This is a genomic window from Paenibacillus qinlingensis (assembly GCF_013204845.1).
Taxonomy (GTDB): Bacteria; Bacillota; Bacilli; order Paenibacillales; family NBRC-103111; genus Paenibacillus_E; species Paenibacillus_E qinlingensis.
In genome coordinates this window covers 305,194-319,775 of the sequence record NZ_JABMKY010000007.1, presented here as the reverse complement: position 1 = coordinate 319,775, position 14,582 = coordinate 305,194, and the positions used below count along the sequence as shown (strand labels likewise).

Annotated in this window: 17 protein-coding genes; 1 reads left to right on the top strand and 16 read right to left on the bottom strand. The window is 41.1% G+C overall.

Translation table 11 applies throughout. The features are described from left to right. Positions 1-20 precede the first annotated feature (20 nt). Positions 21-1,148, bottom strand: coding sequence for a deoxyribonuclease IV (locus HQN88_RS16130; RefSeq protein ID WP_173113853.1), 1,128 nt, complete (start codon positions 1,146-1,148; stop codon positions 21-23). Positions 1,149-1,272: 124 nt separating this feature from the next. Here HQN88_RS16130 and HQN88_RS16125 point away from each other — a divergent pair, with 124 nt between their 5' ends. After that, a complete protein-coding gene (locus HQN88_RS16125; RefSeq protein WP_173113850.1) occupies positions 1,273-1,701 on the top strand; it encodes a DUF2621 domain-containing protein in 429 nt (142 codons plus the stop codon). 54 nt (positions 1,702-1,755) lie between these two features. Here the strand turns inward: HQN88_RS16125 and HQN88_RS16120 are convergent, their stop codons facing one another. The 15 genes from HQN88_RS16120 to HQN88_RS16050 form a co-directional block, all read right to left on the bottom strand. After that, positions 1,756-2,310, bottom strand: a complete 555-nt coding sequence (locus HQN88_RS16120) for a serine O-acetyltransferase (protein WP_246320270.1) — start codon at positions 2,308-2,310, stop codon at positions 1,756-1,758. A gap of 40 nt (positions 2,311-2,350) precedes the next feature. After that, positions 2,351-3,559, bottom strand: a complete 1,209-nt coding sequence (locus HQN88_RS16115; protein WP_173113847.1) for a polysaccharide pyruvyl transferase family protein — start codon at positions 3,557-3,559, stop codon at positions 2,351-2,353. Beyond that, positions 3,556-5,112, bottom strand: a complete 1,557-nt coding sequence (gene murJ / locus HQN88_RS16110) for a murein biosynthesis integral membrane protein MurJ (protein WP_173113844.1) — start codon at positions 5,110-5,112, stop codon at positions 3,556-3,558. The genes HQN88_RS16115 and murJ overlap by 4 nt, the downstream gene beginning before the upstream one ends. After that, complete coding sequence (locus HQN88_RS16105) at positions 5,093-6,283, bottom strand: hypothetical protein (RefSeq protein WP_173113841.1); 1,191 nt, start codon at positions 6,281-6,283, stop codon at positions 5,093-5,095. The genes murJ and HQN88_RS16105 overlap by 20 nt, the downstream gene beginning before the upstream one ends. 173 nt (positions 6,284-6,456) lie before the next feature. Then, the gene (locus tag HQN88_RS16100; protein ID WP_173113838.1) at positions 6,457-7,515 is read right to left on the bottom strand and encodes a glycosyltransferase family 4 protein; all 1,059 of its coding nucleotides are present in this window, start codon (positions 7,513-7,515) and stop codon (positions 6,457-6,459) included. An 11-nt stretch (positions 7,516-7,526) separates the two neighbouring features. Next, on the bottom strand, positions 7,527-8,009 hold the full coding sequence (gene pssE, locus HQN88_RS16095; protein ID WP_173113835.1) for a PssE/Cps14G family polysaccharide biosynthesis glycosyltransferase: 483 nt from the start codon (positions 8,007-8,009) through the stop codon (positions 7,527-7,529). Then, a complete protein-coding gene (gene pssD / locus HQN88_RS16090; protein ID WP_173113833.1) occupies positions 8,009-8,464 on the bottom strand; it encodes a PssD/Cps14F family polysaccharide biosynthesis glycosyltransferase in 456 nt (151 codons plus the stop codon). The genes pssE and pssD overlap by 1 nt, the downstream gene beginning before the upstream one ends. 85 nt (positions 8,465-8,549) lie before the next feature. Continuing rightward, positions 8,550-9,242 (bottom strand): sugar transferase, encoded by a 693-nt coding sequence (locus tag HQN88_RS16085; protein ID WP_173113830.1) that lies wholly within the window; start codon positions 9,240-9,242, stop codon positions 8,550-8,552. Between the two features lie 12 nt (positions 9,243-9,254). Then, positions 9,255-10,148 (bottom strand): UTP--glucose-1-phosphate uridylyltransferase GalU, encoded by an 894-nt coding sequence (gene galU, locus HQN88_RS16080; protein ID WP_173113827.1) that lies wholly within the window; start codon positions 10,146-10,148, stop codon positions 9,255-9,257. Between the two features lie 50 nt (positions 10,149-10,198). Continuing rightward, a complete protein-coding gene (locus HQN88_RS16075) occupies positions 10,199-10,888 on the bottom strand; it encodes a CpsD/CapB family tyrosine-protein kinase (RefSeq protein WP_173113824.1) in 690 nt (229 codons plus the stop codon). After that, positions 10,869-11,624: a YveK family protein gene (locus tag HQN88_RS16070; RefSeq protein ID WP_173113821.1), complete on the bottom strand. Its 756-nt coding sequence runs from the start codon at positions 11,622-11,624 to the stop codon at positions 10,869-10,871. The genes HQN88_RS16075 and HQN88_RS16070 overlap by 20 nt, the downstream gene beginning before the upstream one ends. 16 nt (positions 11,625-11,640) lie before the next feature. Continuing rightward, a complete protein-coding gene (locus tag HQN88_RS16065; protein WP_173113818.1) occupies positions 11,641-12,408 on the bottom strand; it encodes a tyrosine-protein phosphatase in 768 nt (255 codons plus the stop codon). Next, entirely contained in the window at positions 12,402-12,842 is a 441-nt protein-coding gene (locus HQN88_RS16060; protein WP_173113815.1) for a hypothetical protein, read from the bottom strand. Before HQN88_RS16060 ends, HQN88_RS16065 begins: the two co-directional genes overlap by 7 nt. A gap of 131 nt (positions 12,843-12,973) precedes the next feature. Further along, a complete protein-coding gene (locus HQN88_RS16055) occupies positions 12,974-13,126 on the bottom strand; it encodes a hypothetical protein (RefSeq protein WP_173113812.1) in 153 nt (50 codons plus the stop codon). A 362-nt stretch (positions 13,127-13,488) separates the two neighbouring features. After that, positions 13,489-14,487 carry an LCP family protein gene (locus HQN88_RS16050; protein WP_173113809.1) on the bottom strand — a complete coding sequence of 333 codons (999 nt, stop codon included), beginning with the start codon at positions 14,485-14,487 and terminating at the stop codon, positions 13,489-13,491. Positions 14,488-14,582: the final 95 nt, after the last annotated feature.

Sequence of the window (14,582 nt, the reverse complement as noted above, 5' to 3'; positions counted from 1 at the left end):
GATATCTGTCTCTGTGAAGCTTAAGCCCTCTTCAAGATGTCATTTCCAGCAAGCCAAACAATCAATCGTTGATTGATTTGTTCTTCGCTAAGATCTGCGAAAAGGCGTTCCTCATGAAGAATATCATATAAACGCTCCAGCGGCTCGCGTCCATCCGCTTTCTTCGCTTTTGCATCATTTTTGAGCAATTCCCATGTTTTAAGAACGAAGTCACGGTAGTGAATATCTTTCTTGTTCATCAAGTAGTCAATGCGCTCCACTTGGTCCAGGAACTCGCCGCCAAAACGACCACTTAAGTTACCGGAAAGCAACGCAATTTCCGCTTCGTACATCGGACGTTGTGTCTTGTCTTCTTTGCCAATCCAAGGCGTCTCTAGGATCATCGGCAAATGCTGCAGCTTCTCATGGTTCGCAATATTGTTCATCGCTTGGAAGCCAATCCAACCTGAACCTAGCGGTGCGTGGCGATCCTTGCTCGCTCCGCGTGGATTCTTACTGTCATTCAAATGAATGACCCCAAGTTTCTCAAGCCCAATCGTGCGATCGAAATGGTGCAGAACGCCGTCCAAATCGTTCACGATGTCATACCCCGCATCATGAATATGGCAAGTGTCCATACAGACCGTCAACTTATTGTTGAACTCCACGCGCTCCATGATTTCCGCGATTTCTTCAAAGCTGCGACCGATTTCGGTTCCTTTGCCAGCCATCGTTTCCAGCGCAATGTTAACGTTCGTATCTTTGACCCCAGCAAGCACTTCATTCAGGCCATCTGCAATTCTGGCAATCCCATAGTCTGCATCTTTGTCCGTATAAGCACCTGGATGAAGCACGATATTGCGAACGCCAATGTAATCCGTCCGGCGGATTTCTTCCTGAAGGAAACGTACGGCAAGCTCGAAAGTATCTTCCTTATAAGAGCCCAAGTTGATAATGTAAGGTGCATGAACGACGATTTCATTCATCGCATGCTTGTCCATCACAGCTTTGCCTTCTTCAATATACTGCTCTTCAATCGGTTTACGACGCGTATTTTGCGGTGCTCCCGTGTATATCATAAACGTGGATGATCCGTAGGAAACGGCTTCTTCTGCTGCATTGAGTAAGCCTTTATCTGAGAACGAAACGTGTGATCCAATTTTCGGCATAGTCCATAACTCCTTTATTAGTAGCTGCTACCCTCCTATTTTACTCGTATTGTCGCAAGAAATCTAGAAATAAGGTATAATTCTTACTATCTTTATTGAAGACAATTAGTGAGGTGACAAATAAATGGCGAACGATTTCTTTATGTATTTCATTATTTTCTGGGTATGCGTGTTGCTTGCATTCATGTCCATCGGCGGGTTCTTCATGTTCCGCAAGTTTATTAAGGTCCTTCCCAAAGAGGACGGCAAGTCCAAACTCGATTGGCAGAATCATTACGTAGACACTTCTCGACATCTATGGACAGCGGACTCCAAAGCATTTCTCGATCAATTAGTATCACCTGTCCCGACGGCGTTCCGTGATATTGCCAAGCATTCCATCGCCGCGCGTATCGGTCAAGTTGCCCTAGAGGCCAATGCAAATGAGGTCACAAGAGATCACTGTATCGAAGGTTACATACTTGCAACGCCTAAGCGGGATTATCGGAGCTTAACGAGCTTTCTCGAAAAGCAAAAGATTGATTACAGCGCGTACAAGCATTTATTAAGTTAGTAGAAAAAACGCCCTCTTATTATCAAGAGGGCGTTTTTTGATTCATAAAGGCGTCTATTCCCATCCCTTGTAACTAATAATTTTGGCTGGCACACCTGCAACAACAGCGTTATCTGGCACATCTTTCGTTACGACCGAATTCGCACCAATCATCACATTATTACCTATTATTATCTTCCCGATAATTTTGGCGCCAGGTGCGATATATACCTTATTTCCGATTTGTGGAACCCCCTTCTTCTCCCCTCTGCCGGCAATCCCGATCGTAACGCCTTGTCCAATATTGCAGTTCTCACCAATGATGGTATCCCGATGAACCACGATCGTGCCATAATGAGGCAAATAGACCCCTTTGCCAATTTTGGTTCCGAGCGGAATTTGAATGCCCATCACGATTGAAACGAATTTATGGAGGATAAATAGGATGATATATAACAATTGTTTAATAACTGGTATCCTAACATGATCTTTCACATAACTCCCTGCCCGATAGATGACGAGATACCACATGGGCTCATGCAGAAGTAGCATTTTCATTTTGGATAATAAACTAACGTGGTTTCCTACTTTTACATACCGATGAATGTCAGCTCTTAGATAAGTAATCAAGGCATCTCACCCCCTTATAAATCCATTTGGTTAAGCTCATTTATAGAACTTTGAGAATTTGAGCCGGCAACTCTGCTTCTTCCACCACAAAAGGAATTTCTTTCGCAAGTTTAACCCTTAATTCCTGCCTATTCAGCCAACAATTGTCGATCATCTGTATGAAAGAGTCGGGTTCAATATCCGAGATATCCACCACATAATCATGTAAACCAAGCATCTCCATAATACCTCTCGTTTTGTGTTCGTAATTGATGGCAACAGTGGGGATATGATTGGACAGCGCAAAAATATTGGAATGCATTCTAGTCCCAACAAACATATCCATTTTAGAATATAAGTATTTCAATTCGCGAGGGTGAAAATCAAACGCCAATAACTCAGCATGTCGAGTATCTATTCCTTCTAGCACTTCTCTGCTGATAATCCTATCATCATTAAAGGCATTGGGCCCCAGCACTTGCGGCATTAACAATACCTTCCCCTTATAGTTCTGGTGAATATGCTGAATCGCATATCGGATACTTGCTATATACTTGGATCTATACAAGTGCGTATCCTTCACCTCCGGAAAATTCCAGTCCCTAACCGTGAACCCGATAATGGGGCCATCATGTAATTCCTTAATATCCTCCATCATGCTATCTATCCGTGGAGAAATGACTTCCTGCATAGAAAAAGCGGAGTCAGGAACTAATACCACGTTCTCATTGCTACACCCGATTTTCTCAAGCCACCGTTTGGAAACAGCTTCTCTCAGAAAAATGCGATCTACCTGATCGAGAATCTCCTTTGCCAACTTTTGCATATAGGTATTATAAAAAGGCCCAATGGATTGCGAATAAATAACAACGGGTTTGCCATAGTTAAAAGCGGTTTTAATTTGAACCAAATGCTGCATAAGCGCTACACTAAATCGATGTGAAAGTAAAAATCCCCCTCCGCAACTGACTACTACATCCGCCCATTCATAATCATCGGATTTTATTTTTCTTAGATTCTTCAAATAAGGCAATAGTCTCAATACCGATCCAATCTTTTCTATTTTCGAAGTATCGGGGTCAATCGAAACATTATCCACACAAGAAGTAACCTGTTCTTCATAAAATTCATTGTCAATCTCCGGGAATCTACTATGAATGCGAATACTGCAATCGATATTGTGTTTTTTGATAGCATCGATCATCGAAAGAACAATGCCTGCATCTCCTTTATTCTTGGAGGAATGGGCATTAATAATTAAGATATTCATCCTAGCTTCATCTCCTTTTTTCTACGAAAGATTAGCTTCTTCATGAAGAGGATAAGGTCATCTTCCTTCATTGCGAGTAATAGAACAATAAAAATGAAGTAGGTCAACAGCGTGTATACACTCAATCCAAGTACAGCGTAATATCTGTTCACTGCGATTAAGCTTCCGAACAAAGGAACCAACTTTAGAAAATAGATGGCTAAACCGCATCCACCCATAGCGACGGTTAGTTTTATCATTTTTCGAATAAAATCTTTCGACCATACGGAAGCTTGTTTCTTTTTGAGTAAAATAGCGGTTATAACAGCTGTGAGGATAAATGAAATGCTTGCTGATAATCCGAGCCCCCTAACTCCCATGCTTTTCACAAGAATATAACTGAGAACAATGTTCACCAATGTGCCTGTAATCATCACAAACGTTGGTGTTTTCGTATCTCCGAAACTATAGAAAGCTCTCAATGTGACCTCTCTGAACCCAATGGCAATAATCCCTATCGAATAAGCCCAAAAAATAGCAGAAGTCATTGCTGTGGCTTGCGCATCAAAACTTCCTCTTTCTAAAAGTGTTTGAACGATGATATGACTAAATGACATAAATATCACGGTTAAAGGCATGAGGAGGATGAATAGTGCAAATAAACTATTATGCGTAAGTGTGCTCACTTTTTCATAATCTTCGTTATGCGAAAGCCGCGATAGTTCGGGGAATGTAAGTGTAATGACGGGAGTAATACAAATGCCTGTCGCTATCCCCCTTAAATTAAAGGCATACGACAGTGCAGCAATAGCCCCCTCTGAAATGCCTGAAGCCAATATCCGGTCCACAACAGAATTCCATTGATTGAAGCCAGAGCTAATCATGATTGGGTACAGCAATAGCAAAAATTTTTTGGAGTTTGAATTCCAAAGCTCTACATTTCTAACAACTTTATATTGATGACCTTTAAGTAATAAATAAATTATGACAAGCTGTAGAAGGTAAGCGACTAGTGTTGTAACAGCGACACCCACAATACCGTACTTATCCGCGAATAACCAAAGATAGGCAATAATCATAAGGTTATTGGGAAGGATGCTAGCTGCTGAAGCCATATAATCATGAAATGTATTTAACATTAAGGTATAGATCTGAATAGCTATGACAATAAATACGAGAGGGAATAATATTCTCACGAGCGTTACGGCCATCCGTTCCGCTTCCTCTGTTAATCCAGGTGCAAGAATGTGAATGACATGATATGTAAACACGATCACAAACGCATAGGCAACAATAAAAATAGCAAAAAATAAGAATAAGACATTGTTCGTAAATATATTTGACTTTTTTTTATCCGAAGCGAAATTAACAAATAAGGGAAGAAACACGCTGCTAAGTGTGAAGGAGAATGTGATGGCCAACATCGTTGGCGTTAACGCAACGTAATAAGCATCTGCCAGTGAAGACGTCCCGTAATTTCTAGCAATTAGTATCTCTCTTGTAAATCCCAGTAACTTACTTATGATTGTGATCAAAAATAAGACTAACCCTGTTTTAAACAGGACTCGAGTCATAGGAATACTTCCTTTTCGCATATAGTTGTACGCTTCCATGGCTACTTAGTAAGTGATCTCCTTTTTCTATTTGAGAGGCTGCCATGCCCATGACCGCAAAAATAAAAATATACTGTGGAGATCCATTAAATATTTGTTCCCCCAACGATTCAACCAAGCTCTGAATGATGATAAATAACGAGAAGAGGAGAAATACTTTCCCATTCTTGCTAACTCTTGCATCTTGTAATTTGACATAAATCCCTCTCATGACATAGAGAAAGAAAGAAATAAATAGAATGGTTCCCAAGATGCCAACCTCGCCAATAATCGATGGCCAGTACGTATCGGTTGCCCACTTCGGATCATCAGGGCTCAAACCGTATACGCTTTGTAAACCATATTCATAATAAACAGGACTGTAATCGACTCTGGCCATCCAACTCCCAAATCTCCCGAATCCTTCCCCTAGCGGAAAATCATGAAGGCCAATTGTTAACCCTGTGTGATACAAAGCCTTACGAGCTGAGTCCATATAATCTACGGAAATGTATCGATCAATGGTTAATATAGTCAGATTGTGTATCATGTCTCCAAAAAACAAATAGATGAGGATGGCTACGCATGCAAGTCCTGCCGTGTATATGCGCTTCTTCATGGCAACTAAAGTTAAGATTACGACTATCGCCAACAACACCTTAAATCGCAGCGAAAGAAAAGCAAGTGCAAAGAAAACAATCGTAAAGATGAGTGATTTTTTTTGCTTCTGAACGAGATAATTCGATAAATAGTACAAACCTACAAAGACCATAAACCAACCATAGGTGCCTGGATGAATAAAAAAGGATTGCACACTGACTAAATTGGATCTCGCATCTACAAGATTATTCGTGTGTAGGAAATTTCGAAACTGCTCATGAAACAAGAAATCAACAAGCGCAAAAACAGCCGCCATGCCACCAAGAACCTTAAAAAAACGTATCAAATGCCGAAGGTTATTTTCGTTAATCGTTAGATTTTTAAAAATAAAAAATAATAAAAACCCTTTAATCGTTAATAATCCACCTGCTAATGTCGTACTTATGGACACTTGATTAATGGCGCTTGATAGCAGCCCGAAAAACAAAACCCCGATCGTGATTAGCGACAAAATCAATGTGCTTTTCTTCATTCTAAAATTGGATTTAACCATGATGATACCAATGCTTCCTATAATGAAGAATTCGTCCACGTAAGATAAATAGCTGCCTAACCTGCCCTTCATATGGATGGTTATTAAATCCTGAGCAAACATGAATAAGAAAAAGCACAAGATACATCTCATCGTTAGGCTCATTATGAATCATTCCTTTTAGATGCTATTTGTCATTTCAAAATGAGTCTTTGATACATGTGTGATAATTCGTTCATCAACATATTGATATCAAATTGAGTATGAATTAATGTCCTGTTCTTCTCTCCCATGGTAACAATCGTGTTCTGGTCATGAATGAGCAGCTCCAAGGATTGGATTAGCCCCTCGATGTCACCAGGCGCAATGAGATAACCATTTTCCCCATGTTTAATAAGCTCAGGTATTCCTCCTACGTAAGTTGAAATAACCGGCAATGAAAAATTCATAGCTTCTAAGATGGCCATTGGCAACCCTTCATTGTAGGAGGGCAGTACTAGCATATCTACTTTTCTTAGCAATTCTTCCTTATCTTCTACGCTAATCCAACCTAGTACTTCAACCCTATCCTCGATATGATATTCTCTAATTAACTGTTTTACTTCCGTAATCTCCCCATCACCAGCTAGTAAAAACTTACTTTGAACTCCTTTTTCTTTTAAGTTTTTAATCGCTAGAAGCAGATCATAAGTTCCTTTGCGCTCTCCTAATCTCCCCAGAAAAAGGCAAGTTGGTGTCGAATTCGACCGGCTAATGTGTTCCTCCATTTTAAAAACTCCGTTATAAAGAATCTCTATTTTTCGATTAGGGACAATTGTAGAGAAATAGTTTTTCCATTCTTGCGATAAAACCACTACTAAATCAACACGATTTAGGATGAACTGACAATACCTCTTTTGAAACCTATTGTGATTGTAAAAATCATCAAAACTCGCTGCATGTATATGCAGGATAATGGGCATTCTGACTATTTTCCCAATCATCACCAGAATGGATTTCCTGTAAAAGCTTCCACCATTGGACATGTGAATGTGCACGATATCTGGCCGATGCCATAACAACTGATAGAGGTAGCGAAACAGCCCTATTATAAAAATGTATAATCGAGCCATGACGCTCCCCGTAATGTAAGTCTCCACTCTAGTTAGCTCGTAGCTTTCCGTGAGATTCGATTGTTCCATGTTTCTAATGACCGTAACAATTCCACCCATATCCTTTAACGATGAACCTACGACAAGTATCTTAGATTTCATCTGGCTCCCTCCTATTCCAAGGTTTGAATATAAGCCTTAATTGCGTCAAGGAGGTTGGATTCCTCTTGTATGTATGTATTGAATGGGAGATCATCGATCCCCGAAATAAGAAACCGTAATTGATCCACACTTTCTGCGACCTGAATGTACCCTTTTTCTTGAAAGGCAGCTGAAATTTCAGATTGATGATCATCTACGTGTTCGCCCAATATTCGCTTTCTAGGCATGACAATTACTTTCTTCTCATATTTGAGCGCATTAAGAATAGAACCGATTCCACCATGCGTAATGCATACGTCGCATTCTCTTGTTAATTGATCTATATCTTCAAGTTTGTAAAAGTCCGAATATATATAATGTCTAGGTTTATAATCCGAATAACCGATCTGAGCGATAACGGAATCTGTCAGCACGCCTTCTTCTACTAATTGATCTACGGAACGTAATAATCGATTGAATTGAAATCTCTGCGTACCTACCGTTATAAGGATCATTATAAGCTCCCCCTGTACGTCCCATCCGGATAAACTTCTCTCAATTGCTCCCATTGAATATAAAATTGATCTGCAATGTGATAAATCAGCCTACCGGTTACACTCGCTGTATACACTTTAGCAAAGCTTTCAATGTACACAATTTTCGACCCGAATATTTTCCCTAGCAAGCAGAGTCCAAGTACAGCGCCCGCTCCGGTAGTTATAATGACCTTTGGCCTCTCCTTCATTAAGATATACACGGACAACAACAAATTAAGGAGTAAATGGATGATGAGAAGTAGATTTTTTCTTTCCTGCTGCGCCAAGAAATAGACCCTTTCCTGGTCTTTCAGAGTCCGACTCATCTCACTTTGCTCTGTAATAATAAAGTAATTATGCTCATTAACTGCTGGAATAATCTTCTTCAATTCACCCAAGTGCCCACCAGTAGAACTAGCTAAACAAATCTTCATCTAAGCTCTCTCCTTTTTGGGATAACTGGGAAATGCAAGGCACACCCCAGCTATCCTCATTCAAATGGACGAAGTCAGACTTCAATCAATACGCATTTTTGGAGCCGAGCAGGGCGCTAAATGTTCTGAGAATGATTTTTAATTCAAATGAAATTTTCCGCTCACGAATATACGTCAGGTCCAATTCCACCATTTCCTCAAACCCAATGTCGTTTCGACCACTAACCTGCCATAACCCTGTACACCCAGGAGTAACTTGCAACCGTTGTTTATGGTAGGAGCTGTATTGCTCAACCTCACGAAGGAGTGGGGGCCTAGGCCCTACTAAACTCATATCACCTTTCAACACATTCCATAATTGCGGAAGTTCATCCATACTGGTTTTTCGCATGAATTTGCCGACTTTGGTAATACGAGGGTCTTCTTTCATTTTAAACATATGGCCTTCCATTTCATTCTGATCGAGCAGATCCGCAAGAAGTTCTTCTGCATTCGATACCATCGATCTAAACTTGTACATGTTGAATACCTTTTCGTCTTTACCTACTCGCTGCTGATAAAAGAATATGTGTCCCTTCGGATCTTCTATCTTCATACGTATAGCCAGCACAATGAACAAGGGCAAGCAACAAAGCAGTCCAAAACATGCACCTAGAATATCCAAAACCCGTTTAGCAATTAAATAGTAAACCATCGAACTATCTGCGTTTTTCCATCTTGTTCTAGGATAGTATTGGTTTGCCTCGATCACCGATGAATCGTTGGATAATTTAGACATTCGCTTCCCTCCCTAACCAATCGCACGAGGTGACTTTTCACGTTTCAGCACTTCATTGAGCGCCTGTAGTAGTGGCATTCTAAGCTCATTATTCCGAAGAGCGAAATCTAACGAAGTAAGGATAAACCCAAGCTTTTCACCCACATCATACCTAATCCCATTAAAATGATAGGCATACACATTCTGTATCTCATTCAGTTTCGAAATGGCATCCGTCAGTTGGATCTCTCCTCCTGCTCCACGTTCCTGAAGGTCGAGAAATTCAAATATTTCTGGCGTAAGAATGTATCGTCCCATAATAGCAAGCTTGGAAGGCGCAGTCCCTGGTTGTGGTTTTTCCACAAGATTGCGAACTTGATACAATTTTCCATTCCTATTCACAGGATCAATGATGCCATAACGTTTGGTTTCTTCTTCAGAAACAGGCTGCACGCCTATTACGGAACATTGCGTTCGTTCATATTGATTCATCAATTGCTTCAAGCAAGGTACATCCGCCGTTACAATATCATCACCTAGCAACACAGCGAATGGTTCGTTACCAATAAAGCGACGCGCACACCAAACGGCATGACCGAGTCCTTTCGCTTCCTTTTGCCGAATATAATGAATGTCTACTTTGGCGGGCCTCAGAATTTCCTCAAGAAGCTCCAACTTCCCTTTCTCCGCTAAGCTGTATTCTAATTCAAAAGCATTGTCGAAATGGTCCTCGATGGCACGCTTTCCTTTACCCGTCACAATGATGATGTCTTCAATTCCTGATTCAACAGCCTCTTCCACGATGTATTGAATGGTTGGCTTATCGACAATGGGCAGCATTTCTTTCGGCATCGCTTTTGTTGCGGGTAAAAAGCGGGTCCCTAAACCAGCTGCAGGAATAATTGCTTTCCTTACGGTTCTCTCCATCCCATACTCCTCCTAATATCTCTTCTCTATTTAGCTATATCTAAGGCTATTCATTCCTTATTGCCATAATAGTCGTAATAAGCAGCATCACTTTTCTTATGGCGCTTGTTGTTGAGGACGACACCTAGCATCTTCGCCTGAACTCTTTCTAAGTTATGAATAGCCTTTCTAGCCATATCTCGCTTGACTTTCCCATCACTAATGACCATGACAACACCATCACATTTCGTTGCTAAAATTTGTGCGTCAGCCACAGCTAAGGTTGGTGGCGAATCAATAATAATGACATCAAATCTGGCAGCCATTTCCTCTAGAAACGCGGTCATTTTCTGCGACATTAGCAATTCGGATGGGTTTGGAGGAATTGGACCTGAGGTAATAAGTGATAAATTCTCGATTGACGTCTCACTGATAAACTCATCAAACTGAGTACGGTTCACAATGGCGCTAGTCAAACCATACCGATTCGACACACCAAAATAATGATGAATGGTTGGCTTGCGTAAATCGGCATCAACAATGAGTACCTTTTTCCCTTCTTGTGCGTAGGCAACGGATAAGTTAGCAGCTGTCGTTGATTTTCCTTCGCCAGGCTGCGCCGATGTAACTAAAATGGTCTTCATGATCCGATCTATCGATGAGAACTGAATGTTTGTTCTTAAGGTTCGATAAGATTCGGATACTTGCGATTTCGGATGCAACTCTGTAATGAGCTGATGCTTATTGATTAGCGTTCGCATAGACCGTATCGCCTACCTTTCTATGGGATTTTGAAGGTGCTTTGCTTTGCATATCTTCTGGTTTTACTTTAGAAATGGTGGCAAGTGTAGGTAAACCTAGGTATTGTTCAATGTCGACTTCCGACTGGATGGAATCGTCCAAATAATCTAAGAGAAACACGAGGGCAACCGCAAACATGAGGGATACGACGAATGCGATCGCTACATTCATGATCATATGGGGTGAAACTGGTCCTTGATTATCCTCGGGCTTTGCTTCACTCAAAATGACAACATTATCTACCTTCATAATAGAAGGAATTGTATTCTTAAAAACTTCTGAGACGGCATTCACTGTCTTAGCTGCTTTCTCTGCCGATAAACTTCTAATGGATATCGTCATCACTTGCGTATCCACCGTTGAGCTAACCAGAATCATGTCCATGAGGTCAGCGCTTGTCAAACCAAGATCAGGATACTTCGTAACAACACTGTCGAGTATGGCAGGGGTTAAAATAATCTCCTTATACGTCTTAATCAACAATGCGTTCGTCCGTATGGAATCGTAATCGAGATTCTCCCTGCCTGGGATGTCCGTCGATTTATTGACGATGATCTTAGAGCTCGCTTCATAAAGAGGAGCAATCAAATAGTAGCTCACAAGTCCAGTAACTACACTTGCCAGAAGCACAATGCTTGCAATCAACCCTATCTTTTTTTGAACAATGGTCAAATATTGTCTGAGTTCGATTTCCATTGTGACCCTCCAATAGTTAATGTAATGGTAGACACCACAATCTTCGTTTATACGGATAGGTCTCCGTCACAATCCTTTCATTTCGTACAACACATGCCGCGTTCAACGAATATTGCTCCAGAGCTTTACGACCCTGAACCTTTTCTATATACGAAAAAGCTTCTGCTAAATTACTCCTCCTACTAGCCAAATTATGCGCATCCGAGGCGATCAAATGAGCCAAATGTGATTGGCAAATATACATGGCGAACTTTTGAATTTTGCGGCCAAATTGTCCCATTAAGGACTGCGAAGTAATCTGGCACAGGCATCCCTGTTCCACGTAGCTGTGAAGCAAGCGAGGATTTGCTATAAAATCAAGCTGCCGTTCCGGATGTGCGAGAATGACCGTTAAGCCAAGTACCCGCAATTCATACAAGACCTCGTCAAAATAATTAGGAATACCTGTTGGAGGTAGCTCTAGCAAGATATACTGGCTATGATTCAGTGTTCGAATACGCTTCGCATCCAAGTCAAGAAGGAGCCCCTTAGAGACTCTAACTTCTTGGCCTGAGAGGATACGGACGAAAATATGGCGCTTTTCAAGCTCATCGCTCAGCTCTTGTACAGCAAGATCAACCTTCTCGGCCTGATTATCGTGTCTCCCATCACCATGGTGAGGCGTCGCCACGATAGTATGAATACCTTGGCTAGAAGCGTATTGAGCCATTTCAATGGCTTCATCCCATGTTCTAGCCCCATCATCCAGACCAGGTAAGATATGACAATGTGTATCAATCAGCATGAAACATCCATTGTTGTCTTATTGGCTAACTCCATTGCATTAACATAGCCTCGTACAGCTTTCCCAAATTCATTCTTGAATTGATGCTCCCAGAAACGAAGGGTTTGCAACACAACGTCGCCGGTTGATGTTTCTTCCTTCAACCACTCCACGGCATAGACATAGCCATTCTCATACTGGCTTTTTTCACGGAGCACGCCGCATAACGATATGTCTTCGTTATGAAACTTAAATTGGAAACACCAAATCACATTTTCATTTATGGGCAGACTTAAATAAGAAGTGAAGCCCATTCTTGAAGGACTAATGTCGATCACTTTGAACGGCGTATACTTGGAATCCAATAGTCGTCCGTCGATCTGCTTAATATTCATCAAACCATAACAGGGATATTTCAAAACTATTTCTGATCCTTCAGCAAAAGATGTAGTCATCTATTCCCCTCCTTAATGTTACGATATGTATCATCTTGAGCCTGACTACAACAGGTGCTGACTTGCATGTGCGATAAGTGTGGCGTACGTAAACGCGTATTTAGGGGATTGTTTGGACGATGCGACGTGTGTTATCGCTCGTGAGTGAGGGGAGCCTTGTTTGGATTTACTTGGAGGTTTTTCTTCGACTGGCTTTCTTTCCACAACAGAAACTGCTGCAAATCCAGTCCCAAATGTCTTAAAACATCTTTAATCTCAAGTGTAACTGGCTTATCTTTTTCCATAAAAGAGCACCACTCCTGATCATGTTATGTTTTATGACATTTCGCTTTAAATCTGCTTTCAATTTATGATACATCTCGTATCTTGTCAAGAGGATTTCACAAAATAAGAAAGATCGATAGATCCTCAAAGACTTGTATAGCACGTGTGAAAATTACATCATCTGTTTTCAAAGTTATGCCCGCAAATCCTCAGATATGATTAGAATTCCCCACGGATTTCTGCAAGAAATCTTGTAAGCGCACCCATGTCTGATAGAATCAGCGGCTCTTGTCATATGACATTTTCAAAAAAAATAATTCCGTTTTCCCAGATACATAGTGTATCCAAACTGCGAAAGTTGGTTCTTTTTCGGCTGCAAAGTTTAATCCTTAAATAACGTAGAGCTGATTTCCTTCACCTTCACCATATCCGGAATCCAATAATATAACCTTGAATGGACCAACGGATCCATCTCATAGCCACTTTGGCCAGGAACTTGCTTGGTTGTAAAATCATCCGCTGTCATTCCTTTAAATAGCCAAGCTAAACTGATGATATCGCTATCCTGGAAATTGGTATCCACGATATCTTTCTTGACTTTTGCTAGCAAACCTGCGATTTCCCCCATATGCTCTGGCCTCAAGATTTCTGTAGCAACCGTTTTTAATAGCTGTGTTTGCTCGCTTTGCCTGTCGAAATCCCCATTCGCAAAGGCATATCGTTCTCTTGCCAGACTCAGCGCCAACTTGCCATCAATATGCTGCTTGCCTTGGGGAAGTGTCACCCCAGCATGTAGTAAATAAATATCATTTTTAACCTCTACATTCACACCGCCAATGGTATCGATGAAATCCTCAAATCCTTTAAAATTAGTCTTCATGTAATAATTGATGGGTACATCCAGAAAATTGGAAACCGTTTGAAGAGCTTCCTTCGTCCCGGCCTCGTTACCTCCCCTCATCTCACCAAGGATATGCGCATGGTTTATTTTGGTGTATCCCACACCATCTATGTAGACGCGACTGTCTCTGGGGATGGAAATCATATTGATTTTACGAGTACTGGGAATAATGTGTAAAACAATAACAACATCCGATCTTGAATTCTCGGTACCCCTGGCGTCCGTCCCAAGAAGAAGCACATTGAATGACTTTACCGGTTTAGCCGATGCTTGCTGCGTGAATTGAGGCGTTGCTTCTACAGCAACTTTCGACTGAATGACCGTCACTCCTTCCTCAATAGGAACCTTTGGTCTGCTTAGAACTGGCACATCTACTTGCTCAAAGTGATGAACGGGCTCATATTTCCAATAAACACCTAATCCCCCCCCAATGATTCCAACAAAGAGACAGCCTGCAGTGTACACTACCCAACGACGCATGTAGTCACTCCTTTAACTTATCCTTTTATTAGATACGTATTGTATCATCGAGGTTGTAGATTTACAAGTGAGAAAACAAATAATAAACCACGTCT

Excerpts from the sequence above, each read along its gene's own strand:
- HQN88_RS16130 (WP_173113853.1), bottom strand. The coding sequence starts at position 1,148 with ATGCCGAAAATTGGATCACACGTTTCGTTCTCAGATAAAGGCTTACTC.
- HQN88_RS16125 (WP_173113850.1), top strand. The coding sequence starts at position 1,273 with ATGGCGAACGATTTCTTTATGTATTTCATTATTTTCTGGGTATGCGTG.
- HQN88_RS16115 (WP_173113847.1), bottom strand. The coding sequence starts at position 3,559 with ATGAATATCTTAATTATTAATGCCCATTCCTCCAAGAATAAAGGAGAT.
- murJ (WP_173113844.1), bottom strand. The coding sequence starts at position 5,112 with ATGACTCGAGTCCTGTTTAAAACAGGGTTAGTCTTATTTTTGATCACA.
- HQN88_RS16105 (WP_173113841.1), bottom strand. The coding sequence starts at position 6,283 with ATGGTTAAATCCAATTTTAGAATGAAGAAAAGCACATTGATTTTGTCG.
- HQN88_RS16100 (WP_173113838.1), bottom strand. The coding sequence starts at position 7,515 with ATGAAATCTAAGATACTTGTCGTAGGTTCATCGTTAAAGGATATGGGT.
- pssE (WP_173113835.1), bottom strand. The coding sequence starts at position 8,009 with ATGATCCTTATAACGGTAGGTACGCAGAGATTTCAATTCAATCGATTA.
- pssD (WP_173113833.1), bottom strand. The coding sequence starts at position 8,464 with ATGAAGATTTGTTTAGCTAGTTCTACTGGTGGGCACTTGGGTGAATTG.
- HQN88_RS16085 (WP_173113830.1), bottom strand. The coding sequence starts at position 9,242 with ATGTCTAAATTATCCAACGATTCATCGGTGATCGAGGCAAACCAATAC.
- galU (WP_173113827.1), bottom strand. The coding sequence starts at position 10,148 with ATGGAGAGAACCGTAAGGAAAGCAATTATTCCTGCAGCTGGTTTAGGG.
- HQN88_RS16075 (WP_173113824.1), bottom strand. The coding sequence starts at position 10,888 with ATGCGAACGCTAATCAATAAGCATCAGCTCATTACAGAGTTGCATCCG.
- HQN88_RS16070 (WP_173113821.1), bottom strand. The coding sequence starts at position 11,624 with ATGGAAATCGAACTCAGACAATATTTGACCATTGTTCAAAAAAAGATA.
- HQN88_RS16065 (WP_173113818.1), bottom strand. The coding sequence starts at position 12,408 with ATGCTGATTGATACACATTGTCATATCTTACCTGGTCTGGATGATGGG.
- HQN88_RS16060 (WP_173113815.1), bottom strand. The coding sequence starts at position 12,842 with ATGACTACATCTTTTGCTGAAGGATCAGAAATAGTTTTGAAATATCCC.
- HQN88_RS16055 (WP_173113812.1), bottom strand. The coding sequence starts at position 13,126 with ATGGAAAAAGATAAGCCAGTTACACTTGAGATTAAAGATGTTTTAAGA.
- HQN88_RS16050 (WP_173113809.1), bottom strand. The coding sequence starts at position 14,487 with ATGCGTCGTTGGGTAGTGTACACTGCAGGCTGTCTCTTTGTTGGAATC.